The following is a 25,364-nucleotide window of genomic DNA, read 5'->3' on the forward strand; positions in this document are numbered from 1 at the left end:
CTCATGGCGAGCGGTCAAATACAAAAAGACTCCACGCAGCTCGGTAAACACGGCCACAACGGAGGGTTCGACCTCCACGCGGCCGCCCGGCGGATTCTGGTCGCGAACGGCTTCGAGCCCGACTACGACGCCCAGGCCAAGAAACAGCTCGACGCGCTGACGGCGCCCGCGTCCGCGCCGGCCGGGGTGCGCGACATGCGCGACCGCCCCTGGTCGTCGATCGACAACAAGGAATCGAAGGATCTCGACCAGATCGAGATCGCCGAGCAAATGGACGACGGGTGCATCCGCCTCGTCGTCGGCGTGGCGGATGTCGACTCGCTCGTGCCGAAGGGGTCGCCCCTCGACGAACACGCGTACGCCAACTGCACGTCTGTCTACACCGGCGTCGACGTCTTCCCGATGCTGCCCGTCAAGCTGTCGACCGGGCTCACGTCGCTCAACGAAGACGAAGACCGACTCGCGATCGCGGTCGAGACCGTGGTCAATGCCGACGGGAACGTCGTGTCGGCCGACGTCTACCGCGCGATGGTCCGCAACAAGGCGCAGCTGGCGTACGAGCCGGTCGGGGCGTGGCTCACCGGCGGGCCGCCGCCGGACAAAATCGCCAACGACAAGACGCTCATCGGTCAGCTGAAGCTGCAGCACGAGGCGTCGACGCGGCTCAAGGCCGAACGGCTGCGCAACGGCGCACTGGAGTTCGAGACGATCGAGGCGACGCCCATCACGCAGGACGGTAGAGTCGTCGACCTCAAGGTCATCGCCAAGAACGAAGCGCGAAACCTGATCGAGGACTTCATGATCGCGAGCAACGTCGCGATCGCGAAGTTCCTCGAGGCCCGCGGACGCTCGGGAATCCGTCGCGTCGTTCGTGAGCCCGAGCGCTGGTCGCGCATCGTCGAGCTGGCGAAGCAGTATGGAACGACGCTGCCGAATCAGCCCGACTCGCTCTCGCTCGCGCACTTCTTGGCGGACCGGCACAAAGCCGATCCGGAGCGCTTCCCGGATCTCTCGCTGTCGGTCGTGAAGCTCATGGGCCCGGGCATCTACGCGCTCGACCTTCCCGGCAAGGATCCCGGCGGACATTTCGGACTGGCGACGCACGACTACACGCACGCCACCGCGCCCAACCGCCGCTACGCCGACGTCGTCACGCAGCGGCTGGTGAAAGCCGCCATCGCCGGCGCGCCCGCGCCCTACACCAACGACGAGCTCACCGACATCGCCGCCCGCTGCACCGAGCGCGAGGACGCCGAGAACAAAGTCGAGCGCACCGTCCGTAAGACCGTCGCGGCGCTACTGCTGCACGACAAGATCGGCACGACGTTCGACGCGATCGTGACGGGGGCAAATCCCAAGGGCACGTTCGTCCGCACGTTGCACCCGCCGGCGGAAGGGATGGTTGTTCGGAACGGCGAGAAGTTCGACGTGGGCGACAAGGTGAAGGTCAAGCTCGTGGCCGCGGATCCCTACAAAGGGTTTATCGATTTCGAGGGGAAGGACTGAGACCTGAGATCTGAGTTCTAAACACTCGGCGTCTCAGGCGTGTGGCGGGCATCTCGATCTGGAAGCGAGCCCAGCCCAGAGCTGCAGCTATAAGCAGGAGCTACGAGCTACGGCTACTGCCTTTCGGCGTGTTAGCTCACGGTTCATGCTGAAAGCTGGCGCTCGAGGCCAGGCTCGCACCAATCCGCGCGATTCACGCCCTGCCAGTTCATACTCAAACGTCGCGGATCGGCGCTGCGCCGGTCGGGGCCGGGGCGCTATGTGCCCGTCGGTTCTCTCCACGCTGCCCCATCTTCTTCGATCAGTTCATCCCCCTCTCTCGGCCCCCAACTTCCCGCGGCGTACGTCGGCATTCGCTTCGGCGGGTGCGACTCCCAGTACTGAATGAGCGGATCTACGACGCGCCACGCCGCCTCGACTTCGTCGCTGCGCGTGAAGAGCGTCGCCTCGCCGATCATCACGTCGAGCAACAGCGTTTCGTAGGCGGGTGCGGTCACTTCGCCGAATGCCTCGGCGTAGTTGAACGTCATGTCGACCGGCGCGATCTCGATGGCCGACGTCAGCGCCACGGCCGCGCCCGGGACCTTCACCTCGAAGTCGAGCGAAACGCCTTCATTCGGCTGCACGCGCAGGACGAGCGTGTTCGGCCGCATCAGCTGACTGGCCTCGCCGAACATCAGATGCGGCGGCGTCCGAAATTGCACGGCGATCTCCGACACTCGGCGCGCCATGCGCTTACCGGAGCGCAGATAGAACGGCACACCGTTCCATCGCCAATTGTCGACGTAAAAACGCACTGCGGCGAACGTCGGCACGAGCGACGTCCGTGAGACGTTCGGCTCTTGGCGGTAGCCGGGTACCGATTTCTCCCCGATCGTCCCGGCGGTGTACTGGGCGCGCACGGCGTTGTTCGAGATCGTCTCCGGATCGAACATGCGCATCGACTTGAGCACCTTCACCTTCTCATCCCGCACCGAGTTGGCCGTCATCTGCGCCGGCGGCTCCATGGCGGTCAGCGCCAGCAGCTGCAGCAGGTGGTTCTGGAACATGTCGCGCACGATACCGGCTTCCTCGTAGTACGCGCCGCGGTCTTCGACGCCGACCGTCTCGGCCGCCGTGATCTGCACGTGGTCGATCCACTGCCGATTCCAAATCGGCTCGAAGATCGAGTTGGCGAAGCGCAGAACCAACACGTTCTGCACCGTCTCCTTTCCCAAGTAGTGATCGATGCGGTACGTCTGGTGTTCGGCGAAGAGGCCGAGGACCAGATTGTTCAGTCGGAGCGCGCTCTCGAGGTCGTGGCCGAACGGCTTCTCGATCACGATGCGCGTCCACGGCCGGTCTTCAGGCGTGCGAGTACGCGGCGCGAGTCCGCTCGTTGAAAGATTTCGTACGATGGGCTCGAAGACGCTCGGCGGAACGGCGCAGTAGAACAACCGGTTGCATTCGCCCGGCGCGCGCCCTTTCTCCAGCTCGGCGAGACGTTTCCCGATGGTCTCGTAGTCCGAGGCATTAGCAAGGTCGGCGGACACGAAGTGAAGGCGTTTGCACACGTCCTGCCACACGGCCTCGTTGAACTTCCCGACCTCGTCCGATTCCGAGAGCGCCTTGCCCATTTGCTCGCGGAACGTGTCGTCCGTTTGGGATTTGTCGCGGCCGACGCCGAGCACCTGGAAATCGGTATCGACGAGGTGCTCGTTGAGCAGTTGGTAAATCGCCGGGAGCAGCTTTCGGCGACTCAGATCGCCGAGCGCACCGAGAATGACCATCGTGCACGGGTCGGCGTGCGCGCGAGGTTGCTCGTGCGGATGCGGCTGGGAGGCAGGCCGCCCGGGAATGATCGCTGGCTGCGCGGCGGTGGTCGTCATGCGCGCTCCACGGCGTGGCCGCCGAACTCGTTGCGCAGCGCCGCGATGACCTTGGCGCTGAACGAGTCTTCTTGTCGCGAGCGCAGGCGCATGAGCAGCGACAGCGTGATCACCGGCGCCGGAACGTCGACGTCGATCGCTTCCTGCACCGTCCACCGGCCTTCGCCGGAGTCGGCGACCCACCCCTTGAGCTTCGAGAGCGACGCGTCGCGCGAGAACGCGGTGGCGGCGAGCTCGTTGAGCCACGAACGCACCACGCTTCCGTGCTGCCAGACGTTTGCGATCTGCTCGAGATCGAGCTTCGGAAACGTCTTGGACGCGTGCAGAATCTCGTAGCCTTCGGCGTACGCCTGGAGCATCCCATACTCGACGCCGTTGTGCACCATCTTCACATAGTGGCCGGCGCCCGTGGGGCCGACGTGCGCGAAGCCGTCCGTCGGGGCGAGCGCGGTGAAAATCGGCTCGCAGGTCTTCACGGCGTCGTCGCTTCCGCCCACCATCAGGCAGTAGCCGTTCTCGAGCCCCCAGATTCCGCCGCTCGTTCCCGCATCGATGAATTCGACCTTCGATTTCGCCAACTCGGCGCCGCGGCGAATCGAGTCGTGGAAGTTCGAGTTGCCGCCGTCGATGATGATGTCGCCGGCTGAGAGCAGCGGTTTGAGCGTGGCGATCGTCTGGTCCACCGGGTCGCCCGCCGGAACCATGATCCAGATGACGCGTGGCTTTGGGAGCGCGGCGACGACGGCCGTGAGATCGGCGGCCGGCGTCGCGCCCAGTCCCTTGTATTTGGCGACCGTCTCCGCGCTGCGATCGAAGACGACCAGCTTGTGGCCGTGTCGCATGAGGCGCTCGACCATGTTGCCGCCCATGCGGCCCAGCCCGACCATTGCGAGTTGCATGTTGAGGAGTGTGAGGGTGCTACGTTCGCCGGGGTGCTCGATAGAAAAGCTCCTCGGGTAAGTCAGCCCTGTCGAGGCTCTGCCATATACAGGTTTCGTGCACGGCACGCCGCCTGCCGAGGCCGGTCCGGCCTAGTGACGGCGTTTCCGATTGACCTTCGCCCGGGATCTGGTACACACGCGAGCCGCGGCGCGGGCCGGGGTACATCAGCCTCGCGGATTTTCTCGTGCGGTCGTGGGCGGCGAACTACCTGCGGCGGGACGCGCGCAACCCGCTCGCACAGCGTTGGACCTGCAACACGGCGACAGCTCGGCGAACGATCGGTATCGCTGCGATCTCGCGACAACCAGGATGACGCGGTGTTCTCGACGGTCGAGTCTCGGCGTGTCTCGAAGACTGAGAATGACCGGCCAGTAGCGGCTCGAGGCTCTTGCAGCCGTCGTCCACACGCTCCAGACTGCTTCGACTCCAACGCGGACCAGGTCCCAGATGTCGCACCGATCGAGCGAGGACGTATCGCGACGGCGATTTTTGCGGTTTGCGGCGGGCAGTCCGCTTCTGGCGGTCGCGGGCGTCGATGTCGCGTGGTTGTCGAAGCTGTTCGACGGCTCGTCTCGTGATCGGGCGAAGGGCCTCGCGCTCTTGCAGCAGGCGACGCAGGAGCCCGAGCTGATCGCGTCGGCCGCCGACGCGCTCGACGTGTTCGACTTCGAGCCGGTCGCGAAGAAGAAAATCCCGCCGGCCCATTGGGGTTATCTCATGACCGGCACCGACGACGACGCGACGATCCGTGCCAACCGCGACGGGTACGCTCACTGGGATCTGCGCGCGCGCCGGCTCGTGGACGTGCGCAAAGTCGATCCGTCCGTCGAGATCCTCGGCGTCAAATGGCCGACGCCGATCGTGATCAATCCCGTCGGCAGCCAGCGGGCGTTTCATGCCGAGGGCGAGCTCGCCGTCGCGCGCGCGGCGAAGGCAAAGAATCACCTTCAGGTGTTGTCCACCGTGGCGACGACGAGCATCGAGGACTGCATCGCGGCGCGCGGCGCGTCGGTGTGGTTCCAGCTCTACCATCAAGAAGACTGGAATCAGACGAAGCAAATGGTGAAGCGCGCCGAGCACGCGGGCGCGCCGGTCGTCGTGTTCACGGTGGATCTCATCGGCGGCAGCAACCGCGAGACGATGATTCGAGCCCGCGCGGCCGACACGCGCACGTGCACGAACTGCCACCTCGGTGGCGCGCCGACCCCCGGCGCGACCGGTCGAGTGAACGAGCTACGCGACAATCGGCGCAAGCCGGCGATCGCCGATCTCAAGCCGGACACGCCGAGCCCCGAGGTGGGGACGCCGACGTGGGACTGGGTGAAGCGGCTTCAGGACTCGACGTCGATGAAGGTGTTCATCAAGGGCATCGTCACGCGCGAGGACGCCGAGATCGCGATGAACCAGGGCATCAACGGCGTCTTCGTCTCGAATCACGGCGGACGCGCCGAGAACAGCACACGCGCGACGGTGCTGACGCTCCCGGAAGTCGTTGCCGGTGTGCGGGGACGCGCGCCCGTGATTCTCGACGGCGGGATCCGCCGCGGCACCGACATCTTCAAGGGCCTCGCACTCGGCGCGACGGCGACCGGCATCGGGCGGCCGTACATCTGGGGCTTGGGGTCGTTCGGGCAAGAAGGCGTGGAGACGGTGCTCGCCATTCTGCGCAAAGAGACCGAGATGACGATGCGGCAGATGGGGACGGTGAACGTGAAGCGGATCACGAAGGACTACATCGTGGCGCACGGGACGTAGGGTTCGAGAGGGACGCGTGCGGAGGCGGGGTGCGCCGGGTACAAGGAACGAGTGCCGGGGCGGCGTGGGGTCTCCACACCCCGACACCGCTCTCGTCCCGTCTAGATCAACCCCATCCCCTTCAGATCCTCTCGTAACCGCGCGGCCGTCGTGAACTGCAACGTCCGCAGCCCGAGCGAGTCCGCCGGTGCCAAATTCTGAAGCCTGTCATCGACGAACAAGGTGCGCCTCGGATCCGCCTGCGTCATCCCGAGCACCCGCTCATAGATGCGACGCGTCGGCTTGCGCACGCCGAGCCAACACGACGTGAAGAAGGTCGGGAAGATCTCGCGCAGCCCGAACTGCTCGATCCGGTAGTGGTTCAGCTCTTCGCTCTCGTTGTTGAGCGTCGCCAGCCGAACCGTCCCCAATGCGGCAATATCGCGCGCCACGGCGATCGAGTCGGGCCACGCGACGCTCTGCGCGAACATGAACGTCTTGAACTCGTCCACCGAAAAGTCTCTCGGCGCGCAGAACACCGTAATGGCGAGATACTCGTCGAGCGAAACCTCGCCCGACTCCAGCGCGCCGACCATCTCTTCGTGGCGGTACTGAAAGTCGTCGCGGTCGAGACCGAATTTCCTGACCGCTTCGTCGCGCTGCTCGCGATCCCACCCATTGGTGCCAAGCACTCCGCCGACGTCGAAGAGCACCAACTCGACCGGCTCGCGTTGTCGCCGGAGGATCGCGTCGCTCATCCGACGAGCACCGCGCGAGCCGGCGCTCCGTCCAACCCGGCCAGTCTGAGCGGCAGGACGCGCAGGTCGTATCTGCCCGGCGGCGGCACGGAGAGGTCGAGTCCTTCCACGATGACGACGCCGCGGCCGAGCAGCGTGCGGTGCGTCATGTGGTGCCCGGAATGGAACTGCTCGATCGACATGTAATCGATGCCGACGAGCTTCACGCCGATTGAAACCAGATATTCGGCGCCATCAGGCGCCAGGTATGTATAGTCGCGGACGAAGTCGCGCTGTCTGATAAAACCAGAGTTGCGCGTCCGGATCAAAACGCGCTCCTGGCCGGTAAGATCGTGAGCGCGAAGAAGGCTCTCGGTCACGGCGGGCGCGTCGTCGGGCGCGGCGATCAGGATCGCGGGACCCATCAACACGTCCAGATGGACCGCGTCGACGGCGAGCCCGCCGTCGAAGATGTGTTTCTGCGCGTCGACGTGCGTTCCCGTGTGCGAGCCGAACGACAGCAACGAAACGTTCGAACTGGCTCCCTTGGAAATTTCCTGTTGGGGGGAGATCGCGATCTCGGGGTTGCCGGGGTACACGAGCCCCCCGCTCAGGATCGGCAGCGAGACGTCGTAGATGGTCGACATTGGAGCAATGAAAGGTGTCAAACCTGGCGGCGTCGCCCGGTCCGCTGAAAGGAATCAGTAAAGCCCCGATCCGCCACTGGCCCCGGCCCTATCATATCGTATGTATAGACGTATGCGCCGCTCTCCCCGACTGGTCGGCACGGTCGCCCTTTTGGTCCTCGCGCTCGTCGTATGCGCGGCGCTCACGTACCAAGCGTGGGACGCGGCGCGTTCGCAGCGCGCGATGGCGGAGCGGACTCTGCAGGACTACGCCAAGATCGCCGACTGGCAGTTGACGCAGCAGGCGAAAAACGCACTCCTCAAGCAGGTCGTCGCCTCGCTCATTCAGCAAGCGATGCGGCTCCAGCCGGACTCGCTCGAGCGCACGCTATACAGTCCGGCCGACGTCGGCGCCATCGCCCACGACATGATGATGGGCTGGTGCAACTGCCTCGACAGCGTTCGTTATTTCTTTCGGTACGACTGGAAGGACTCGACCTTCCGGACGACCGAGACGGACGTGTCGGACTCTGACCTCGCGCGCGTGCGCGACACGATGGTCGCGTACGTGAGCGACATGCCGCCGCTGCCGTCCGATCGCGGCGTCCTCAATTTCGTGACACCGAACGGACGCGCGATGCCGGGTGTCATGCTCACGAACGATTCGTACGTCATGTTGTTCGACGAGCACAACAAGCATTTGCAGCTCGTCGTCTTCGTCGTCGCGCGCGACGTCCGGCGCCGTCGCCCCGTGGAGCTGTACGGCTACGTCACCGAACCAAAGCCGTTCCTGGATCCCGTGTTCGAGGAGATTCGCGGCAAGCGCGGAAACGCGAGCTCGCTGCTGCCGGAAGCTCTCATTCACGATCTTCCGATCGATTCGATCCTGTCGATCTCGGTGACGACGGCGAAGGGGACGGAGGTGTACCACTCGCCCGGATGGATCGCGACGACCTACAGCGCCGCATCCACTGTCGATCCGAGCTTCGGACGGCTCAAGATGCGCGTGAGCCTGAACAAGGCCTTCGCGCCGCAGCTCGTCGTGGGCGGTCTGCCGGATTCGCGACTACCGATTCTCGTCGCGCTGTTCGTGCTCGCCGCGGGGTTGCTCACCGTCGCGGTCGTCCAGCTGCGGCGCCAGCAACAACTCGCGCGCCTCCGTACGGAGTTCGTCTCGGGTGTGTCGCACGAGCTTCGCACGCCGCTCGCCCAGATTCGTTGGTTCGCCGAGCTGCTCCACCTCGGCCGGCTCCGCACGGACGACGAGCGCGAGCGGTCGGCCGGGATCATCGATCAAGAAGCGCGGCGCTTGACGTATCTCGTCGAGAACGTGCTGAATTTCTCGCGCGCGGAAAAAGGAACGAACCGCGTGTCGCCGGAGCCGGCGGAGGTCGACCGCGAGATTCAGGAATCGCTCGATCTGTTCGCGCCCCTCGCGCGTTCGCGCGGCATGACGATCAACGCGGCGCTGGGGATCAATGCGTTGATGAGCGTGGACCGCAACGCGTTGCGTCAGATTCTGCTCAATCTGCTCGACAACGCGGCGAAGTATGGTCCGTCGGGACAGACGATCACCGTCGGCTCGCAGGTGGTCGGCGACCGTGCGCGCATCTGGGTCGAGGACGAAGGACCGGGCATTCCGCGCGACGATCGTGTCCGCGTCTGGGAGCCGTACGTCCGTCTCAACCGCGACGCGGAATCGTCGACGGGCGGCAGCGGCATCGGGTTGTCGGTGGTCCGTGAGCTCGTGCTGCTACACGGCGGCCGCACGCGTGTGGAGTCGGCGCCCGGCGGCGGCGCGCGCGTCGTCATCGAGCTGCCGCTCACCCAATCGGAACCGTCAGACTCCGCATCCCCCACATCTCCGTCGTCATCCGATCAATCGCAGCCTCCCCCTCCTCCAAACTCGCAACTTCAGGTGGTCCCATGACGTATGCTACCGTGGCAGAGAAACGGCCGTCGACGACGGACAGCATCACGGCCCAGCTCCCGACCCAAATGGCTCGAATTCTCATCGTCGAGGACAACGTCAACCTCGCCTACGGTCTTCGCACAGGTCTGGAGATCGAGGGGTACGACGTGCAGGTCGCCGAGAACGGTGAAACGGGGCTCGAGCGCGCGCGGTCGTGGGGACCGGATCTCGTCATGCTCGACCTGATGCTGCCGGGCATGGACGGCTACCGCGTGCTGAAGACGCTGCGCGAGAACGGTTCCGACGTGCCGGTGCTGATTCTCACCGCGCGCGGCGAAGAAGCCGACAAGGTGCTCGGCTTCCGGCTCGGCGCCGACGATTACGTGACGAAACCGTGCGGCGTGCTCGAGCTGCTCGCTCGCGTGGGCGCGCTACTGCGACGGTCGCGGTTCGCCGACCAGCGGTCACACACGACCGAGGCAATCGAGAAGTTCGGCGGCGTGGAGATCAATCCCGCCTCACGCACCGTGACGAAGAACGGCGCGCCGGTGGGGCTCAGCCCCAAGGAGTTCGACCTTCTCCTGGCCCTCGTCCGCCGCCGCGGCGCCGTCGCGTCTCGCGTCGAGCTGCTCCGTGAGGTGTGGGGGCACCGGGTCGAAGTGATGACGCGAACGGTGGACATCCACATCGCGGAACTGCGGCGGAAGATCGAAGACGATCCGTCGCAGCCGAGGCACATCCTTACAGTCTGGAAAGCGGGATACAGGCTCGAGGCGTGAGTTTTGAGATCTGAGAATTCAGATCGGTTGGTGGCTCGGTTGGCTAGGCCGGCATCTCGGAAAATGGAGCGAGCCTAGCCTCGAGCGTCAGCCTGGAGCAGGAGGTCCGAGCTTGACGGGCGGCGGGCGATCGGCGACAGATGCCGGTCGCCCGGTTTTTTTGCTCATGGCTCCTGCTCACAGCCGACGGTCGGAGCTGTGTTCGCGCAAACGGTATGTGCTGCTGAGTTGCCAGGCAGAAGCCGAACGGGCGGTCCGAAGGAGCGGGAGTGATCGGTGGCGTCGTACGCCGTTACTCGTCTAAGGCTTGCGGTGTCAGAACGCTCTTTGTACATCTTGAAGGTCAGGCAGCCTCTCCAATTCGAGGATCGGCATGAGCGAACCGATGTTTCGCCCGAGATCGGCGAGAGATCGTCGACGCGGGTTTCTCGATCTATCGAGCGCACTTCGCGACGCTTGCTGCGATTTGGATCGTGTTGCTCGGTCCGTTCGCCATCGTGGGGTTCCTCATCGGCGGGCCCTTCGGCGAGCTAATTTCGAACGCCTCCGGATTCGCGATGCCGCTTGCCGTCGGCGCCACGGTCGCCGTCGTCTCCGACGCGATGCACGACCGTGCAGTCAGTCTGGCGAGCGCCTTCGGTCAAACCTCGGGTCGATCGGGAACCCTCCTCGTCGTCTCGTTCGCACAGGGCATTCTCACATTCCTCGGCGCCCTCCTGCTGATCATACCGGGAGTCATCGTGTGGTGCTGGACGTTCGCCGCACCGATGACCGTCGTCGTCGAGCGCGTCAGCGGCACGTCGGAAGCGATCAGCCGTTCAAAGCAGCTCGCTCGAGGCCAGTTCTGGCACATTCTCGGTTCGCTGGCGATGTCGTGGCTCATCGTCTTCGTGCTGGTCATCGCCGGTGCGTTTGGCACCGGACTCATTGCTGGGCTCATTGGCTTGGGCGAACGGGTCCAGGAGCTCCTGTTCCAGTGGGTCCTCATCTTGGCGCTGCCCGTCACCGGCGCTACGAGCGGCGTACTCTATTTCGACCTTCGTGTCCGAAATGATGGCTATGACGTCGAGCGCCTAGCACAGACGCTCGACGAAAGCGTGGCGGCGCCCGTGAACACCTCGTGGGGTGAGGGGCGGCGTACATCGGAAGTGAGGAGCGGCGTCGCCGTCCTCGTCCCAGTTCTCCGCACGCCGTAACGGCTCCCTTTCCGGTCCGCGGCCTTGTGCCCCGCCGTTTCCGCCGAAAGGTTTTCGTGGTCTCCCTCCTCCTCGAAAACCGATGCGATTCAGAATCATCCCAGCCGCCGCCCTTCTTCTCGCTCCTGTCCCCGCCGTCGTTCACGCGCAGGAGCTCAAGGGCTCCGGTACCGTCGCCCTTCGCGCCGCTCGGCTGATCGACGGCACGGGCGCGGCCGCGATCACCAACGGCGTCGTGGTCGTCACCGACGACAAGATCGTCGCCGTCGGCAAGCAGGGGTCGGTCAACATCCCGGCCGGCGCGACGCTCGTCGACCTCGGCGACGTCACGCTGCTCCCCGGCTTCGTCGACGCGCACACGCACATCATCGGGCGTGAGCTCGCGGATCCGCAGGCCAACGACGCCGCGGTCAGGGACTACCAGGCGACCGGCGCGATCATCGGAGTCGCCAACGCGCAGAAGACGCTGCTCGGCGGGTTCACGACGATTCGCAACGTCGGCGCGCCGGACTTCGACGACATGGCGCTGCGCAAAGCGGTGAACGAAGGAAACGTCATCGGGCCGCGCATGCAGAACGCCGGACACGCCATCGGCATCACCGGCGGCCACTGCGACGAAAACGGCTTTCGTCCGGGCTTGATGGACGGCAACCCGATGCTCGGCGTGGCCGATGGCGCGGATCAGATCCGCGCCGCCGTGCGCTATCAGGCGAAATACGGCGCCGACGTCATCAAGATGTGCGCGACCGGCGGCGTGCTCTCCGAGGGCGACGCCGTCGGCGTGCAGCAGTACACCTACGAAGAGATGAAGGCGCTGGTGGACGAGGCGACGAAGCTCGAGCGCAAGGTCGCCGCGCACGCGCACGGCGCCGAAGGCATCAAGACCGCGGTGCGCGCGGGCGTCGCGTCGATCGAGCACGGTTCGTTTCTCGACGAAGAAGGCGCGCAGCTCATGAAGCAGCATGGCACCTACCTCGTGCCGACGCTGAGCGCGGGCGAGGCGGTGCTCAAGGCGGCCGACGCGGGCGTGCTCAAAGGACTGCGCGCGCAAAAGGCACGGGCCGCGGCCACGGCCATGAAGAACGGGGTCAAGATCGCCGTCAAAGACGGCGTCCCGATCGCGCTCGGCACCGACGCCGGCGTGGGCGCGCACGGCACCAACGGCCACGAGTTCACGTTGATGGTCGAATGGGGCGGCATGACGCCAATGCAATCCATTGTCGCTGGCACGATGAACGGCGCCAAGCTTCTCGGCTGGGACAAACAGATCGGATCGCTCGCGCCGGGAAAATGGGCCGACGTCGTCGCCGTCCCCGGCGATCCGCTCCAGGACATTCACGTCATGGAGAAGCCGGTATTCGTGATGAAGAATGGGTATGTGTACAAGAGCGCTGCCATTACTCCAGCGTTGCCGTAAGGGCCGCTCCGTCCGGTTTCTTCCCGCCGGCGCCAGGATCCCGGAAGAGGGGACGGGCCAAGCCGTGAGCGACAGCCTTCAGCAGCAGCTTTGAGCGCAGACTGCGAAGATGTCGTTAGCAGCTGCTCAAGGCTCCTGCTCGTCGCTGCTGCTCGAGGCTAGGCTCGGGTGTCCAGTCGCGATGCCGACCGGCTGCCGCGATTCTGAACGTCAATTCGTAGCTCAGCTCAGAACTCAGAGGACGAAGGGTATCAGTGACTTCACCTCGCGCCGGTACGCATCGTAGCTCTCGCCGAACGCCGCGTGCATCACCCGCTCCTCGAGCCTCGCCTTGTACCAGAACGACCCAAACGCGATCACGACCGCCAGCACGCCGGACCACTGCCCCCGCGCGAGCGCGCTGCCGGCAAGCGCGACGAGGATCCCGGTGTAGATCGGATTTCGCACCCACCGGTATGGCCCCGATCGCACCAGCTCATGATCTCGCTTGAGCGTGACCGACGCTGACCAATTGCGGCCGAGGTACACGCGAGCCCAGGTGGCGAACGCCAGTCCGACAACGACGAGCGCGACACCAACGACGTACGGCCACGTCGCGAGCGGAACGAAGCGCGCGTTGAGCGCCGGCCAGGGGATTCGGCGGCTGATGAGCAGCCACACTCCGATCCCGAGAGGCACCGTGTAGCTGAGTCGCGACCCGAGCGACTCGCGGCGCGCGGTCTGTTTGGTGTTTCGGGCGGCAAGCCACCACCCCGCCAGCCACGCGACCCACAGCGCTGGAATCAGATACGAACTGAAAAAAGCCATCGATCCGTCGAAAGGTGGACCACCAAACGACGGATCGATGGCGAGTGAGGTTTCGCCTACTCCGCGCGAATCGCGGCGATCGGGTCCACCTCGGCGGCGCGGCGAGCGGGGATCGCCGACGCCAACAGCGCGACGGCCGCGAGACCGAGCGGCACCGTCGTGAAGGTCAACAGATCGGCCGGTCCGACGCCGTAGAGCAGCGTCTCGAGCAGCCGGCTCGCGAACAACGCTCCGATCAACCCGACCGCCACGCCGCCCACCACGAGGGCGCCGCTCTGCCGCAAGACGAGCCGCACCACGTCCCCGGTGTTCGCGCCGAGCGCGATGCGCACGCCGAGCTCACGTGTTCGCTGCGTCACGGCATACGAGAGAACGCCGTACAAACCGATGCAGGCCAACACCAGCGAGAGCACGGCGAAGATGCTCAAGACCGCGCCGTGGAGTCTTTGACGCCAGAGCGAACGCCCGACGACCTCGTCGAACGTCTGAACCTCGGAAAGGGCGACGCGTGGATCGAGCTCGCGAACCACTCGGCGCAGCTCCGGAATGAGCGCGTGTGGGTCGCGGCTTCCAGTGCGAAGGACGATGGTCTGTCCGAGCGTCGGATATGCCGCGTACGCGTAGTACACAGCCGGTCCCATCGGCTCCGGCAATCGATAATGCCGAAAGTCACGCACGACGCCGACGACCGTGGCCACGGGATCGCGGTCGCCGCCAATAAGAACATGTTTACCGATCGGGTCCGCGCCGCCAAAACCGACCTTGACCATCTGCTCGTTCACCAGCACCGGCGGATGGAGCGAATCCCTATCTTGCGGCGTGAGCCAGCGGCCGCGAACGAGTCCAACGCCGATCGCCTTGAAGTAGTCCGAAGATACGTATTGATAGTGTGCGTCCAGTTCCTCACCGCGCTTTCGCGGGGGCATTCCCTCGATCCGTGCCCACGCTTGCAGATTCCAGCCGCTGAACGGAATTCCCTGCGCCGAGGCGGCGAACGTCACGCCGGGCAACGCACGCAGACGCGCGAGCAGACGATCGTAGAACTCGATCCGCTGCGCGCTCGTCGGATAATCCGGTTTCGCGAGGGCGATCCGCGCCGAAAGAATACCTTGCTCGTCGAAGCCGAGCGCCGTGCCCTCGAAGTTCTTGTAGCTGCGCAACAGCAGCATCGCTCCGACGGTCAGCACGACCGTCAGCGCGATCTCGAGCACGACCAACGAGCCGCGCACGCGTGACTGATGACCGTCCGAGCCTCGCCCCACTCCGCGCAGCACCGTGCCAAGATCGACTCGCGTACCACGGACGGCGGGAAGAATTCCGAACAGCACGCCTGTGAGCAGCGTGATGCCGGCGATGAACGCGAGCGAGGCCCCGTCGACCGTGAGAGAGATGTACGACGGAGGCGTTTGTCCCGGAAACGCGTACCGCAGCAACCTCACGCCCCACCAGGCGATCATCACGCCGAAGGCGCCGGCTACGATCGCCAACGCGAAACTCTCCGTCATCAACTGACGCGCGAGTCGTTGGCGCGACGCGCCGAGCGCCGTGCGCACGGCGATCTCACCGGACCGCGCGGCGCCGCGCGCGAGCAAAAGGTTCGCGACGTTGGCGCAGACGATGAGCAGGACCATCATGACGGCGGCGAGGAAGATCTGCACCGGACGCTTCAGGTCTCCGACCAGATCGTCGCGCAGCGGCAGGATCTCCGAGCGCCAGCCCTCGTTCTCGTTCGGGAAATCGCGCACCATCGCGGCGTCGATTCTGTACATGTCCGATCGCGCTTGGTCGATCGTGACGTTCGGCCGCAAGCGCCCAATGGCACCCGCGTAGCCGCGGTTGCCGTGCGCCTCGGCACCGGGGCGTGGCTTGAACGGAATCCACGCGTCACCGCGGTCAGGGAAGTTGAACCGCGGCGGCATGACGCCGACGATCGTGGTCATCTGGCTGCCGATCTCGACGCGTCGCCCGACGATGGTCGAGTCGCCTCCATACCGGCGCTGCCAGAGTCCATGGCTGATGAGCGCCACCGGCGGTGCGCCGGGCATGGTGTCGGTCGGGACGAACCCGTGGCCCAGCTCGGGCGCGACGCCGAGGATCGTCACGAGATTCGGCGTCATCTCGGCACCTTCGATACGCTCCGCCTCGCCGCCTTCTCCGGAGAAGGTGAGCGTCGTCCACGTCCACATGCCGAGTGCCGAAAATGCGCGGGTGCCGTCACGCCACGTTTCGTAGTCCGGCCACGACACGTTGACTCGATGATACGCGCGTCCCGGGTTTTCGCTGTACACCGCGACGAGATGGTCGGCGTCGGCGTACGGGAGCGCGCGTACGAGAATCGCGTAGGCGGCGGACGTGATCGCGCCCGTGGCACCGATGCCAAGCGCGCTGCAAAGGAGCGCGCTGATCGCGACTCCCGGTGTTCGACGCAGCGACCGAAGCCCGACGACGACGTCTCGCCAGATCTCATTCAACCAGTCGCCCAGCCGCCGTCGCCGGCGGATGCGCTCGTCGATCCGCACGGTTTGTTCGCGGATGGTGCGCTGATCGCCGAATTCCGCTTCCGCACGCGCGCGTGCGGTCGCGGGGTCGACGCCGCTCGCGACGAGATCGGCGACGCGGCTCTCGACATGGAATCGCAATTCGTCGTCGACGTCGCGGCCGGCGCTTCGCCGAACGAGAGTCAACGCGCGGAACCAACGTTCTTTGGATTCCGTCATGACGACGGCGCCTCCGCGGCGCGCAGCACCTTGGCGACGGCGGCGACGAAGTCGCTCCACTCCCCCGATTCGGCGCGCAGCTGCGTTCGTCCGGCCGGCGTCAGCCGGTACACCTTCGCGCGGCGATTCGTCGACGAGCGCTGCCAGTCGGATGCGACGAGGCTTCGTTCCTCGAGGCGGTGCAGAGCGGGGTAGAGCGACCCCTCACCGATCCGCAGCACCTCGCCGGTGAGCTGCTCGATCCAGCGCGCGATCGCGTAGCCGTGGGCCGGTCCCCAGCTCAGCGTCTTGAGGACGAGCAGGTCGAGCGTGCCTTGCAGAAGGTCGACCGATCTGGCCATAGACCCATCGGATGCCGAGGTATCGGCAACCTATGGTTCGGGCCGGGGCCGGTCAAGAGGCTCTCGCGTCAGGTCGGAACCGGCATGGCGAGCCGGTCGAATCCGTTCTGTAGTTGCTCGACGCCGGTCGCCGGCAGCTCGCAGACGCGGTTTCGGCACAAGTACGCGGTCGCCTTTCCGTCGATCGTCGTCCGATCCGCCAGCAAGGCAACGCCGGCGTTCGCGCCGGATTCGGGCCCGCCTGCGACGATGAACGAGGGCACGTACCTCGTCGCTGCCGCCTCCGCCATGGCCTGAAAATCGGGCCTCGTCGGATCGCCGACGATCGCCAACTCGACCGCACCGTTCACGAGCATGTCCGCGTTGCAAAGCATCTGTCCGAACGCCAACGGATACCGCGCGACTGCGGGGGCGATCGAGTTCGCGACCTTCGCCGCGCGATCGTACGCGCCTCGTTCGTCGAACAACTCCGCGAGACGCAGCAGCAGCTCCACGGCCAGCGACGTTCCGGATGGCGTCGCGTTGTCGTAGACGTCGCGCGGACGGGTGATGAGCGCTTCGTGATCCGCCGCCGTGTCGAAGAACGTGCCCTCAGCCTCGTTCCAGAACCATCGCGTCATCGAGGCGCCGAGCTCGCGTGCGCGCGCGAGCCAGCGATCGTCGAACGTGAGCTCGTAGACGGCGAGCGCGGCGAGGCCGGCGGCGGCGTGATCCTCGAGATAGCCGGCGATGCGCGCGCGACCGCCCGAGTACGACCGAAGCACGCGTCCGTCGACCACGAGCCGATCGAACAAAAACGTCGCGCCGTTCAACGCGAGCGCCGTGAACTCGTCGTCGCCGAAAGCGCGTGCTGCTTCGGCGAGCGCGCGAACCGCGAGGCCGTTCCACGACGCGAGAATCTTGTCGTCGCGTCCGGGCCACACACGCTTCGACCGAACCTCGTACAGCTTCGCCTTCGCGCGCTCGACGATTGGCTCCAGTTGTGCCACGTCGATCGAGAATTGGCGGGCCAGGGCGCGGGGATCGGCGCTCGCGACCGAAAGAATGTTCTTTCCCTCGAAGTTGCCGCCCTCCGTCGCGCCCCAATACGCGCGCATGATCGCCGCGTCGCCGCCGAGGATCGAATCCAGCTCGGCCGCATCCCAGACATAGAACTTGCCTTCGTGGCCTTCGCTATCCGCGTCGAGGCTCGAGTAAAATCCGCCCTCAGGCGACCGCATCTCGCGCGCGGCCCAACGAATCGTCTCGGCGACGATGCGCTTCACCTCCGCGTTCTTCGTCGCTTGCCAGAGGCGCGTACCGAGCCGGATGAGCAGCGCGTTGTCGTACAGCATCTTCTCGAAATGGGGCACGAGCCAGACGCGATCGACGGCGTACCGCGCGAAACCGCCGCCGACTTGGTCGTAGATTCCGCCGCGCGCCATTCGCAGAAACGACTGCTCGGCCATCGACAGCGCGTTCTCGATGCCGCGCCGAGCCCAATGCGTGAGCAGGAACTCGAGCGACATCGTCTGCGGAAACTTCGGCGCGCTCCCGAAGCCGCCATACGCTTCGTCGTACGCTCGGCTCATGAAGTGATAGGCTCCGTCGAGCAGTGCAGCCGAGATGGGCTCGCCGGCGACCGGCTGCGTGGCGACGTAGAGATCGCGCAGCGCGTCGACCGTGGCGGCGACTTCCGCCGGCTTCGCGCGATATGCCTCCGACACCGCCGTGAGGATTCGCTTGAACGACGGGATGCCGTGCCTATCCTCGCGCGGATAATACGTACCGCCATAGAACGGCGCGCCGTCCGGAGTGAGGAACACCGTCATCGGCCAGCCGCCGTGCCCCGTCATCGCCTGCACGGCCTGCATGTAGATCGAGTCGAGGTCGGGACGCTCCTCGCGGTCGACCTTTATGTTCACGAAGCGCTCGTTCATCAACGCGGCGGTCGTGTCGTCCTCGAACGACTCGTGCGCCATCACGTGGCACCAATGGCAGGCCGCGTAGCCGATGCTCAGCAGGATCGGCTTGTTCTCCGCCTTCGCCCGCTCGAGAGCTTCGGGCGACCAGGGGTACCAATCCACCGGATTCCCGGCGTGCTGCAACAGGTACGGACTGGTCTCGGTCGCCAGGCGGTTGGGCATTGTGAGATGCGGCTAGGCTCGTCAGTTTTGCGACACGATGCGCGACGCGTTCCTGAGAAGGTAATCCGCGATGGCCAAAGCGAGTCGCAAGACACCGCGCGCCGCACCGGCTCACGCGCACCACGAATCGCCTTCGCCACGGCTGCCATGGCACCGCCGCATTTCGTGGTGGGCCGTCGCGATCACGCTGGCCGTGATCGTGTCGGCCGCGTTCGCCGCCGATCCCATCCGCGACGCCGTGTCAGGCGCGGCGGTCGGCGAAGCGCGGCTCGAGGTGTCGCCGGGCTATATCCTCCTGGCGCCGCTCTCTGCCATTCTCGACACGGTCACGCTGCTCACGATTCCGCAGCACATCGCCGTGCTGCTGTGGGTCATCGGCGTGTACGTCGTGTGGCGCCTGCTGGCCTCCAGCACCAAACCGGACCCGCGGCGCGAGATAAACGGCGCGGCAATCTTGCTCGGCGCAATCGTCCTGACGTACGCGGCTGCCGCGTACCTGCCGAGGCCGATGGCTTCGCTGACGGTCTCGGACGAGACCGTGCTCGCCGTCGATTTCCATTCGCACACCGAGGCGTCGCACGACGGGCGCAAAGGGTGGACAGACGACGACGTTCGCGCCTGGCACCGCGACGCGGGCTACGACGTCGCGTACATCACCGACCACCGCTCGTTCACCGGCGCCGAGCGCGGCATAGCGTCGAATCCGGCGGTCGCGGGACAGGGAACGCTGATCCTCCAGGGCATCGAAGCCGTGTTCCGCGGCGAGCATGTGGTCATTCTCAACGCGGGCCGCCGCTACAAAGGAATTCTCACCGCGGACATGGGCGACGTCGACGAGCAGGCGTTGCAGCTGGCGAGCATCATTCCGCCCACGACGCCGGTTTTGATCGAGACGATTCCCGGAAATCTGGACAAGGTTCCCGCGGCGAGTCCCGAGCTGGGCGGCGGCGGCGGTGTGCAGGCGATCGAGGTCGTGGACGGCTCGCCGCGCGGGCTCACAGAGGGCCGTCGCGACCGCGAGCGCATCGACTCGCTCATCGACAAGCAGAACCTCGCGCCGGTCTCCGGATCCGACAACCACGGTTACGGCCGCGCCGCCCCCGCGTGGACGCTGCTGCGAATTCCCGGTTGGCGCGGGATGCCGGGCGACTCGCTCTCGCGACGCATCGAAGAAGTGCTGCGCAACGGACGCAAGGATGCGACGCGCGTTGCCGAGCGGCGTATCGCCGGGTCGACGACGCCGACCTCGATCGCGCTCGCCGGTCCGGCCGTCGCGTGGCGCATGCTCACGACGCTCTCGGCGGACGAGCGCGTGATGTGGATCGCATGGACGTGGGCCATCGTGTTGATCGCCGCGGCGGTGCGCCGGCGCCGGCGGAAGCGCGCCGCCACCCCGCATCCTCCTCCCGCGCCAGCCGGGGCGTGACGATCGCGCCGGCCGCGCGGCGCAGCGCCCCACCCCGCTGGGGGACCGCGGTCTCGATCGTGAGCGCGGCCGCGGTGATTCGGCTCGTGTTTGCCGCGGTGCTCCCGGTCTTTCCCGACGAGGCGTACTACTGGGAATGGTCGCGGCGCCTCGCGCCCGGGTATTTCGATCATCCGCCGATGGTGGCGCTGCTCATCAGGCTCGGGACGTCGATGCTCGGCCCGACGCCGATCGGAATTCGTTTCGGTTCGATCCTCGCCGGGTGGATCGCGTCGCTGTTCACGATCGGGATGGCGCGTCGAATCGCCGGTGGTGATGCGATGGTCGCGGTTCGAGCCGCGATCATCATGAGCGTTCTCCCACTCGCCGCCGCGGGACTCGTGCTCGCTACGCCCGACGCACCGTTGCTGATGGCGACGGCGGCGACGCTCTACTTCGTGCTGCGTGCCGTCGAGGCAGGGAACGATCTACGACGCTCGCTGGCGTGGTGGACCGCGGCCGGCATTTCACTCGGCGTCGCGTTTCTCTCGAAGTACACGGCCGTGCTCGTGCCTTTGGGGGTGCTGATCGCGTTCACGACGCGTCCGACGTTGCGTTGGCGGCTCAAGGACTACGGGCCGTATGTCGCGTGTTTGGTCGCGGCGCTGATCTTTCTGCCCGTCGTCCTGTGGAACGCGAGGCACGAGTGGGTGTCGTTCGCGTTTCAGTTGCGGCACGGGCTTTCGACGCCGCAGGGATCGGTGCTCGTGGCGGCATGGAAGCACGAGGGCGATCTGTTCGGCGGGCAGGCCGCTCTCGTTTCGCCGATTCTCTTCGTGCTGATGGGAATCGTCGTCTGGCGATCGTTCGATCAAACCGCGACCGACTCCGAGCGCGTGCTCGGCGTCGTCGCTCTCGTGTGCTTCGCGTTCTTCGTCGTCAGCGCGTTTCGCCAGCGCGTCGAGCCGAACTGGCCGGCGACGGCGTACGTGCCGGCAATCGTGCTGCTCGCGCGCCGGCTTCGAACCCGCCGTCGTGAAGTGTGGATCCGCGCGGGCGTCGCGCTGGGGGGCTTGATGTCGCTCGCGATCTACGCGCAGGGGCTGACACCCATTCTCCCGATTGCTCCATCGCGGGATCCAATCGCGCGGGCGTTCGGCTGGTCGGAGCTCGCGCGAGCTGCCGACAGCACGCGCACCGCACTGCGCGCCGCGAACAACGCGACGGTGTGGGTCGGCGCCGATCGATATCAGGAGGCGGCCGAGCTCTCGCTCAACTCACCGGGGCGGGCGCATGCGACGACGTTCGCGACGAATCTCTCGGGGCGCGCGAATCAGTACGACCTGTGGCCACGCTTTCCGGATGTCGCGCGGCCAGGTGACGCGCTGGTGCTGGTCGTTGACGAATCCGAGGAGACCCACGCGGCCGTCGCTCGGCTCGCGCCGTACTTCACTTCTATAGATCGGGATGCCGTAGTTGTATTGCGGCGAGGCTCAGGCGAAATCGGTCGCCGGCGACTGTGGACACTAGTCGGTTGGCGCGGAGGCTGGCCCGTTGTCACCGCGGCCCACTAAGGCGCTGTCGATCGGCGCGTTTCCGGCGCGGTGTACCGCGCGGACTCCCTCGAGCAACTTGATGAGCTGTCGCTGCTGCGCTTCGTCGAGGGTGCCGACGGCGACGTCGTCGGCACGCCGCATTTCCTCGTCGAGCTGCGCGAGCACCTCGAGTCCCTTCGGCGTGATATAGCAGAAAACCTGTCGCCGGTCCGGTGACGCGCGCTCGCGCCGAGCGAGCCCGGCCTTTTCGAGCTTGTCGAGAAGGCGGGTGATGCCGGGTGCCGCGTGGATCATCCGGTCGCGGATGACGAGGGTCGGGAGACCGTCCACTCCCGCGCCGCGGAGGATGCGCAGCACGTTGTACTGCTGCACCGTCACGCCCGTCCGTGCGACGACCTGCGCGAAATGCCGCTCGATGAGGGCCGCAGTGCGCAGAATGCCGACGGTGACTTCCGCCTTGATCGAATGGAAGGGCCGACGCTGGGCGATCTCCGCCTGAAGGCCGTGCGCGTCTTCGTCTGATTCTGCCGCCACGCCCGCTCCGTCCTGATCGCTCGCTGCCACGTCCGGCCCTCCCCTCGTCAGTTGCGCCGTAGCGGATGATAGAGCGTTGACAGGGGAGGCGCGAGGTCTAAAAGCGAGTTTCGACCGCTTACCGAGCCGTTTGCGCGGTTCACCGAAAAGTTGGCGACGTGCGCGGACCGCGGCCGTAGGGTAATCGGCATGAAGACCTACGCAACTCTCCCCCTGATTGTGGCCGTCGGGGCCATCTCGCCGACCTTCGCTCCCGCCCAGCAGCCCTCCTCGCCAGCCGCGGCGCACGTGCTGCGCGGCACGGTGACGGCTTCCGGCGCCCCCGTGCGCGGTGCCGACGTCTTTCTCCTCGAGTCGCTCGACGGCGCGACGACCGACACTGCGGGACACTTTTCAATACGCACCAGGGCGGCCGGCTCGGTCACCGTCGTCGTGCGACGAATCGGCTTCGCGCCGGCGAATCTCGTCGTCCCGGTCGATACGACCGATGCGGTGGCGCTCGCGCTGAGTCCTGAAACGGCGATCCTCATGCCGATCACGGTGCAGGCGGGTGCCTACACGGCGGGAAACGAGCGTGGCGCGACGCTCACGGCGCTCGAGGTGGTGACCACGCCCGGCGCCACCGCCGACATCGCGCGCGCGATACAGACGCTCCCGGGCGTCCAGAACGTCGACGAAGGCACGGGACTGTTCGTGCGCGGCGGCGACGTGAGCGAGACGAAGGTCCTGCTCAACAACACCGTGATGCTGTCGCCGTACAACTATCAAACACCGACCGGCAACTACACGGTCACGGTGAATCCGTTCTTGCTCGACGGCATCTTCTTCTCGTCGGGTGGGTTCGGCGCGCGGTACGGAAACATTCTGTCTGGTGTGGCGGACTTGCGCACGGCAGGGCGGCCGGTGCAGAGCAGCGAAACGGTCGTCGCCGGCTTGGCGAGCGTCTCGTCCGGGGCCGACCTCGCGCTCTCGCACGGACTCACCGTGCACGCGACGGCGGGGCACAGCGATCTCCGATACCTATTCGACGTCAACGGATCGACGCGCAGCTATTCACCAGTTCCAAACGGCAACGACTTCAGCGGCAGCGTCATCTACGACTATTCGCCGACGGGGCAGATCAAGACGTTCGCCATCGATCGCTCGAATGCATTGGGCATCGAGGTCTCGGATCCGTCGTACGCGGGCGGCTACTTCGCGGACGTGAAGAGCCGGATGTTCACGGCAGGGTGGACCGACCTGTTCGGTTCCTTCGCGCCGACGGTGAGCGTGTCGTACTCCACCGCCCGCCGCAGCGAGCAGTACGGCGTGTTCGACCTCGGCACCGAGGAACGCTGGACGCAAGTCTTCACGCAGACGACGTGGAGCCCGCGCGGCGAGATCGGCTTCCGCGTCGGCGGCGACGCCGACTGGCGCAACTCGCGCTTCAGCGGCTCCATCCCGCTCTCGTTCACCGACGTCGCGCCGGGGGCGCGTCGAACCTTGTTCGACGCCCCCATAGACGGCATCCACAGCGGTGTGTTCGCCGAGGCAGATTGGCGCGCGCTCGAGAATCTGCGGCTCATCGCCGGTACACGCAGCGACTACGCGTCGCTCACGAAGGTCCGCACGGTCGACCCACGAGTCTCCGCCGCCTACGAGCTCGGCGCCGCGACGATCACCGCGGCCCTCGGGGTCTATCACCAAGTGCCTGATCCCCTGTACATGTCGCCGACGGTGGGGCTTCCCGGCGCGCCGCCGGAGCGCGCGCTCCAGTCGGTGTTGGGAACGCAGATCGGAAGCGGCAACGAGGTCGCGCGCGTCGAACTGTACGACAAGCGGTATGAGGACCTGATCGGACTGACGCGCGACAATCGCACGGCCGTCGGCGGCGGAACCGGAGTCGCGCGTGGTGCCGACGTCTTCGTGAAGCATCGGATCTGGCCGTTTTTCACCGCGCGCATGAGCTACAGCTACGTACACTCGTGGCGCACGGATGCCGGCACGGGCGTCCAAGCGCCGGCGCCGTTCGACATCACCAATTCGCTGACACTCGTGTTCGACCAGTCGCTGCCGAAAGGATGGAGCGTGAGCTTCGCGTGGCGCTACGCGACGGGCAAGCCGTTCACGCCAATCACCGGCGCGACGTTCGATCCCACGACGCACGTGTACCTCCCGCAATACGCGGCACCGCAGAGCGGCCGTCTCCCACCAGAAAAGAAGTTCGACGTCGCGATGTCGCGCGTGACGCGGGTTCCCGGCAACAACCAGCTCGTCTACTTCGTCTCGCTCGACAACGTGTTCGACCGCACGAATCTCTACGAGTACACCTACACCAGCGACTATTCGCGTCGCATTCCAGTCCGGAGCCTGTTCAACCGCTCGCTCTACTTCGGCGCCTCCCTCACCCACATCCGAGGCTGACCATGATTCGCCGACTGATGCTTTCGTCCGCTCTCGCCGCGCTCTACGTACCTCCGCTCGCCGCGCAGGGCAGCGCACCCGCCAAGTGGGCCGACACGATCGCCGCGGAAATCGAGAAGGCGCAGATCGCCGGCGACACCGCGGCGCTCTCCGCGGCAGTGGCGCTTGCGTCGCGCGTCGCCATCGCCTACCCGAACGACGGTCTCATTCTCCACTACCAGGGCTATGCGCTCTATCGACAGGCACTGATGCAGCAACAACATCAAGACGCGTCGCCCACCTTCGAGCGCGCGCGTGACATTCTCACGAAGTCGTTGAACGCGAGAATCCTGCCCGAAACCCACATTCTGTTGTCGGCTGTCGACGGGCAGCTCATCGCACGAAATCCGTCGCGCGCCATGGAGCTCGGCATGCAATCACAGGCGTCGACGACCTCGGCGCTGCGCAGCGGACCGGCGAACCCGCGCGTCTGGCTAGTCCGCGGACAGGGGGCGATGTTCACTCCCGCGGAGTACGGCGGCGGATTGGACGTCGCCGAGGAATACCTGAAACGCGCGGTCGAGTTGTTCGCGTCCGATTCGCCGAAACCGGGCGAGCCGGCGTGGGGGAAAGCCGAGGCCTACGTGTGGCTCGGTCAGGTCTACGAGAAGAAGGGCGACAAGGCGACGGCAGCCGACATGTACAAGAAGGCGGTCGAAATCAGCCCGAACTATCGATGGGCGCAGTGGCTCGCGTCCGCGCTCAAATAACGACAATCC

General features: G+C 66.0%; 19 protein-coding genes. 10 read left to right on the top strand and 9 right to left on the bottom strand.

All coding sequences use genetic code 11. From position 1 onward, the window contains the following. Positions 1-3 precede the first annotated feature (3 nt). Positions 4-1,506: an RNB domain-containing ribonuclease gene (locus tag VGQ44_04755; protein HEV8446101.1), complete on the top strand. Its 1,503-nt coding sequence runs from the start codon at positions 4-6 to the stop codon at positions 1,504-1,506. Positions 1,507-1,763: 257 nt separating this feature from the next. Here VGQ44_04755 and zwf read toward each other — a convergent pair whose 3' ends face one another. Beyond that, positions 1,764-3,374 (bottom strand): glucose-6-phosphate dehydrogenase, encoded by a 1,611-nt coding sequence (gene zwf, locus VGQ44_04760; protein ID HEV8446102.1) that lies wholly within the window; start codon positions 3,372-3,374, stop codon positions 1,764-1,766. Further along, a complete protein-coding gene (gnd, locus tag VGQ44_04765) occupies positions 3,371-4,273 on the bottom strand; it encodes a decarboxylating 6-phosphogluconate dehydrogenase (GenBank protein ID HEV8446103.1) in 903 nt (300 codons plus the stop codon). Before gnd ends, zwf begins: the two co-directional genes overlap by 4 nt. Before the next feature lie 490 nt (positions 4,274-4,763). Between gnd and VGQ44_04770 the strand changes: the two genes are divergently transcribed. Further along, on the top strand, positions 4,764-6,071 hold the full coding sequence (locus tag VGQ44_04770; protein ID HEV8446104.1) for an alpha-hydroxy acid oxidase: 1,308 nt from the start codon (positions 4,764-4,766) through the stop codon (positions 6,069-6,071). A gap of 101 nt (positions 6,072-6,172) precedes the next feature. Here the strand turns inward: VGQ44_04770 and VGQ44_04775 are convergent, their stop codons facing one another. Beyond that, on the bottom strand, positions 6,173-6,808 hold the full coding sequence (locus VGQ44_04775; protein HEV8446105.1) for an HAD-IA family hydrolase: 636 nt from the start codon (positions 6,806-6,808) through the stop codon (positions 6,173-6,175). Beyond that, positions 6,805-7,434, bottom strand: coding sequence for a cyclase family protein (locus VGQ44_04780; GenBank protein ID HEV8446106.1), 630 nt, complete (start codon positions 7,432-7,434; stop codon positions 6,805-6,807). Before VGQ44_04780 ends, VGQ44_04775 begins: the two co-directional genes overlap by 4 nt. A gap of 112 nt (positions 7,435-7,546) precedes the next feature. On the opposite strand from VGQ44_04780, the gene VGQ44_04785 reads away from it, so the two are divergent. The 4 genes from VGQ44_04785 to VGQ44_04800 all read left to right on the top strand — a co-directional run bounded on the left by VGQ44_04785 (position 7,547) and on the right by VGQ44_04800 (position 12,717). After that, positions 7,547-9,343, top strand: coding sequence for a HAMP domain-containing sensor histidine kinase (locus tag VGQ44_04785; GenBank protein HEV8446107.1), 1,797 nt, complete (start codon positions 7,547-7,549; stop codon positions 9,341-9,343). A gap of 11 nt (positions 9,344-9,354) precedes the next feature. Next, entirely contained in the window at positions 9,355-10,104 is a 750-nt protein-coding gene (locus VGQ44_04790) for a response regulator transcription factor (protein HEV8446108.1), read from the top strand. 473 nt (positions 10,105-10,577) lie between these two features. Further along, positions 10,578-11,300 (top strand): hypothetical protein, encoded by a 723-nt coding sequence (locus VGQ44_04795; protein ID HEV8446109.1) that lies wholly within the window; start codon positions 10,578-10,580, stop codon positions 11,298-11,300. Between the two features lie 82 nt (positions 11,301-11,382). Continuing rightward, a complete protein-coding gene (locus tag VGQ44_04800) occupies positions 11,383-12,717 on the top strand; it encodes an amidohydrolase family protein (protein ID HEV8446110.1) in 1,335 nt (444 codons plus the stop codon). Between the two features lie 234 nt (positions 12,718-12,951). Here the strand turns inward: VGQ44_04800 and VGQ44_04805 are convergent, their stop codons facing one another. The 4 genes from VGQ44_04805 to VGQ44_04820 form a co-directional block, all read right to left on the bottom strand. Next, entirely contained in the window at positions 12,952-13,524 is a 573-nt protein-coding gene (locus VGQ44_04805; GenBank protein HEV8446111.1) for an isoprenylcysteine carboxylmethyltransferase family protein, read from the bottom strand. A gap of 56 nt (positions 13,525-13,580) precedes the next feature. Further along, positions 13,581-16,241, bottom strand: coding sequence for an ABC transporter permease (locus tag VGQ44_04810; protein HEV8446112.1), 2,661 nt, complete (start codon positions 16,239-16,241; stop codon positions 13,581-13,583). Beyond that, entirely contained in the window at positions 16,238-16,582 is a 345-nt protein-coding gene (locus VGQ44_04815; GenBank protein ID HEV8446113.1) for a PadR family transcriptional regulator, read from the bottom strand. The genes VGQ44_04810 and VGQ44_04815 overlap by 4 nt, the downstream gene beginning before the upstream one ends. 68 nt (positions 16,583-16,650) lie before the next feature. Continuing rightward, positions 16,651-18,708, bottom strand: coding sequence for a thioredoxin domain-containing protein (locus tag VGQ44_04820; protein ID HEV8446114.1), 2,058 nt, complete (start codon positions 18,706-18,708; stop codon positions 16,651-16,653). Positions 18,709-18,778: 70 nt separating this feature from the next. Between VGQ44_04820 and VGQ44_04825 the strand changes: the two genes are divergently transcribed. Together VGQ44_04825 and VGQ44_04830 are read left to right on the top strand one after the other, a co-directional pair. Beyond that, positions 18,779-20,134, top strand: a complete 1,356-nt coding sequence (locus VGQ44_04825; GenBank protein ID HEV8446115.1) for a hypothetical protein — start codon at positions 18,779-18,781, stop codon at positions 20,132-20,134. After that, entirely contained in the window at positions 20,131-21,687 is a 1,557-nt protein-coding gene (locus VGQ44_04830; GenBank protein HEV8446116.1) for a glycosyltransferase family 39 protein, read from the top strand. Before VGQ44_04825 ends, VGQ44_04830 begins: the two co-directional genes overlap by 4 nt. Here the strand turns inward: VGQ44_04830 and VGQ44_04835 are convergent. Beyond that, positions 21,640-22,203 (bottom strand): MarR family transcriptional regulator, encoded by a 564-nt coding sequence (locus VGQ44_04835; protein ID HEV8446117.1) that lies wholly within the window; start codon positions 22,201-22,203, stop codon positions 21,640-21,642. The genes VGQ44_04830 and VGQ44_04835 overlap by 48 nt on opposite strands. A 189-nt stretch (positions 22,204-22,392) precedes the next feature. Between VGQ44_04835 and VGQ44_04840 the strand changes: the two genes are divergently transcribed. Continuing rightward, the gene (locus VGQ44_04840) at positions 22,393-24,606 is read left to right on the top strand and encodes a TonB-dependent receptor (GenBank protein ID HEV8446118.1); all 2,214 of its coding nucleotides are present in this window, start codon (positions 22,393-22,395) and stop codon (positions 24,604-24,606) included. A 2-nt stretch (positions 24,607-24,608) separates the two neighbouring features. Continuing rightward, positions 24,609-25,355 (top strand): tetratricopeptide repeat protein, encoded by a 747-nt coding sequence (locus VGQ44_04845; GenBank protein HEV8446119.1) that lies wholly within the window; start codon positions 24,609-24,611, stop codon positions 25,353-25,355. The last annotated feature ends 9 nt before the right edge of the window (positions 25,356-25,364 follow it).

The organism is Gemmatimonadaceae bacterium, assembly GCA_036003045.1.
Lineage (GTDB): Bacteria > Gemmatimonadota > Gemmatimonadetes > Gemmatimonadales > Gemmatimonadaceae > JAQBQB01.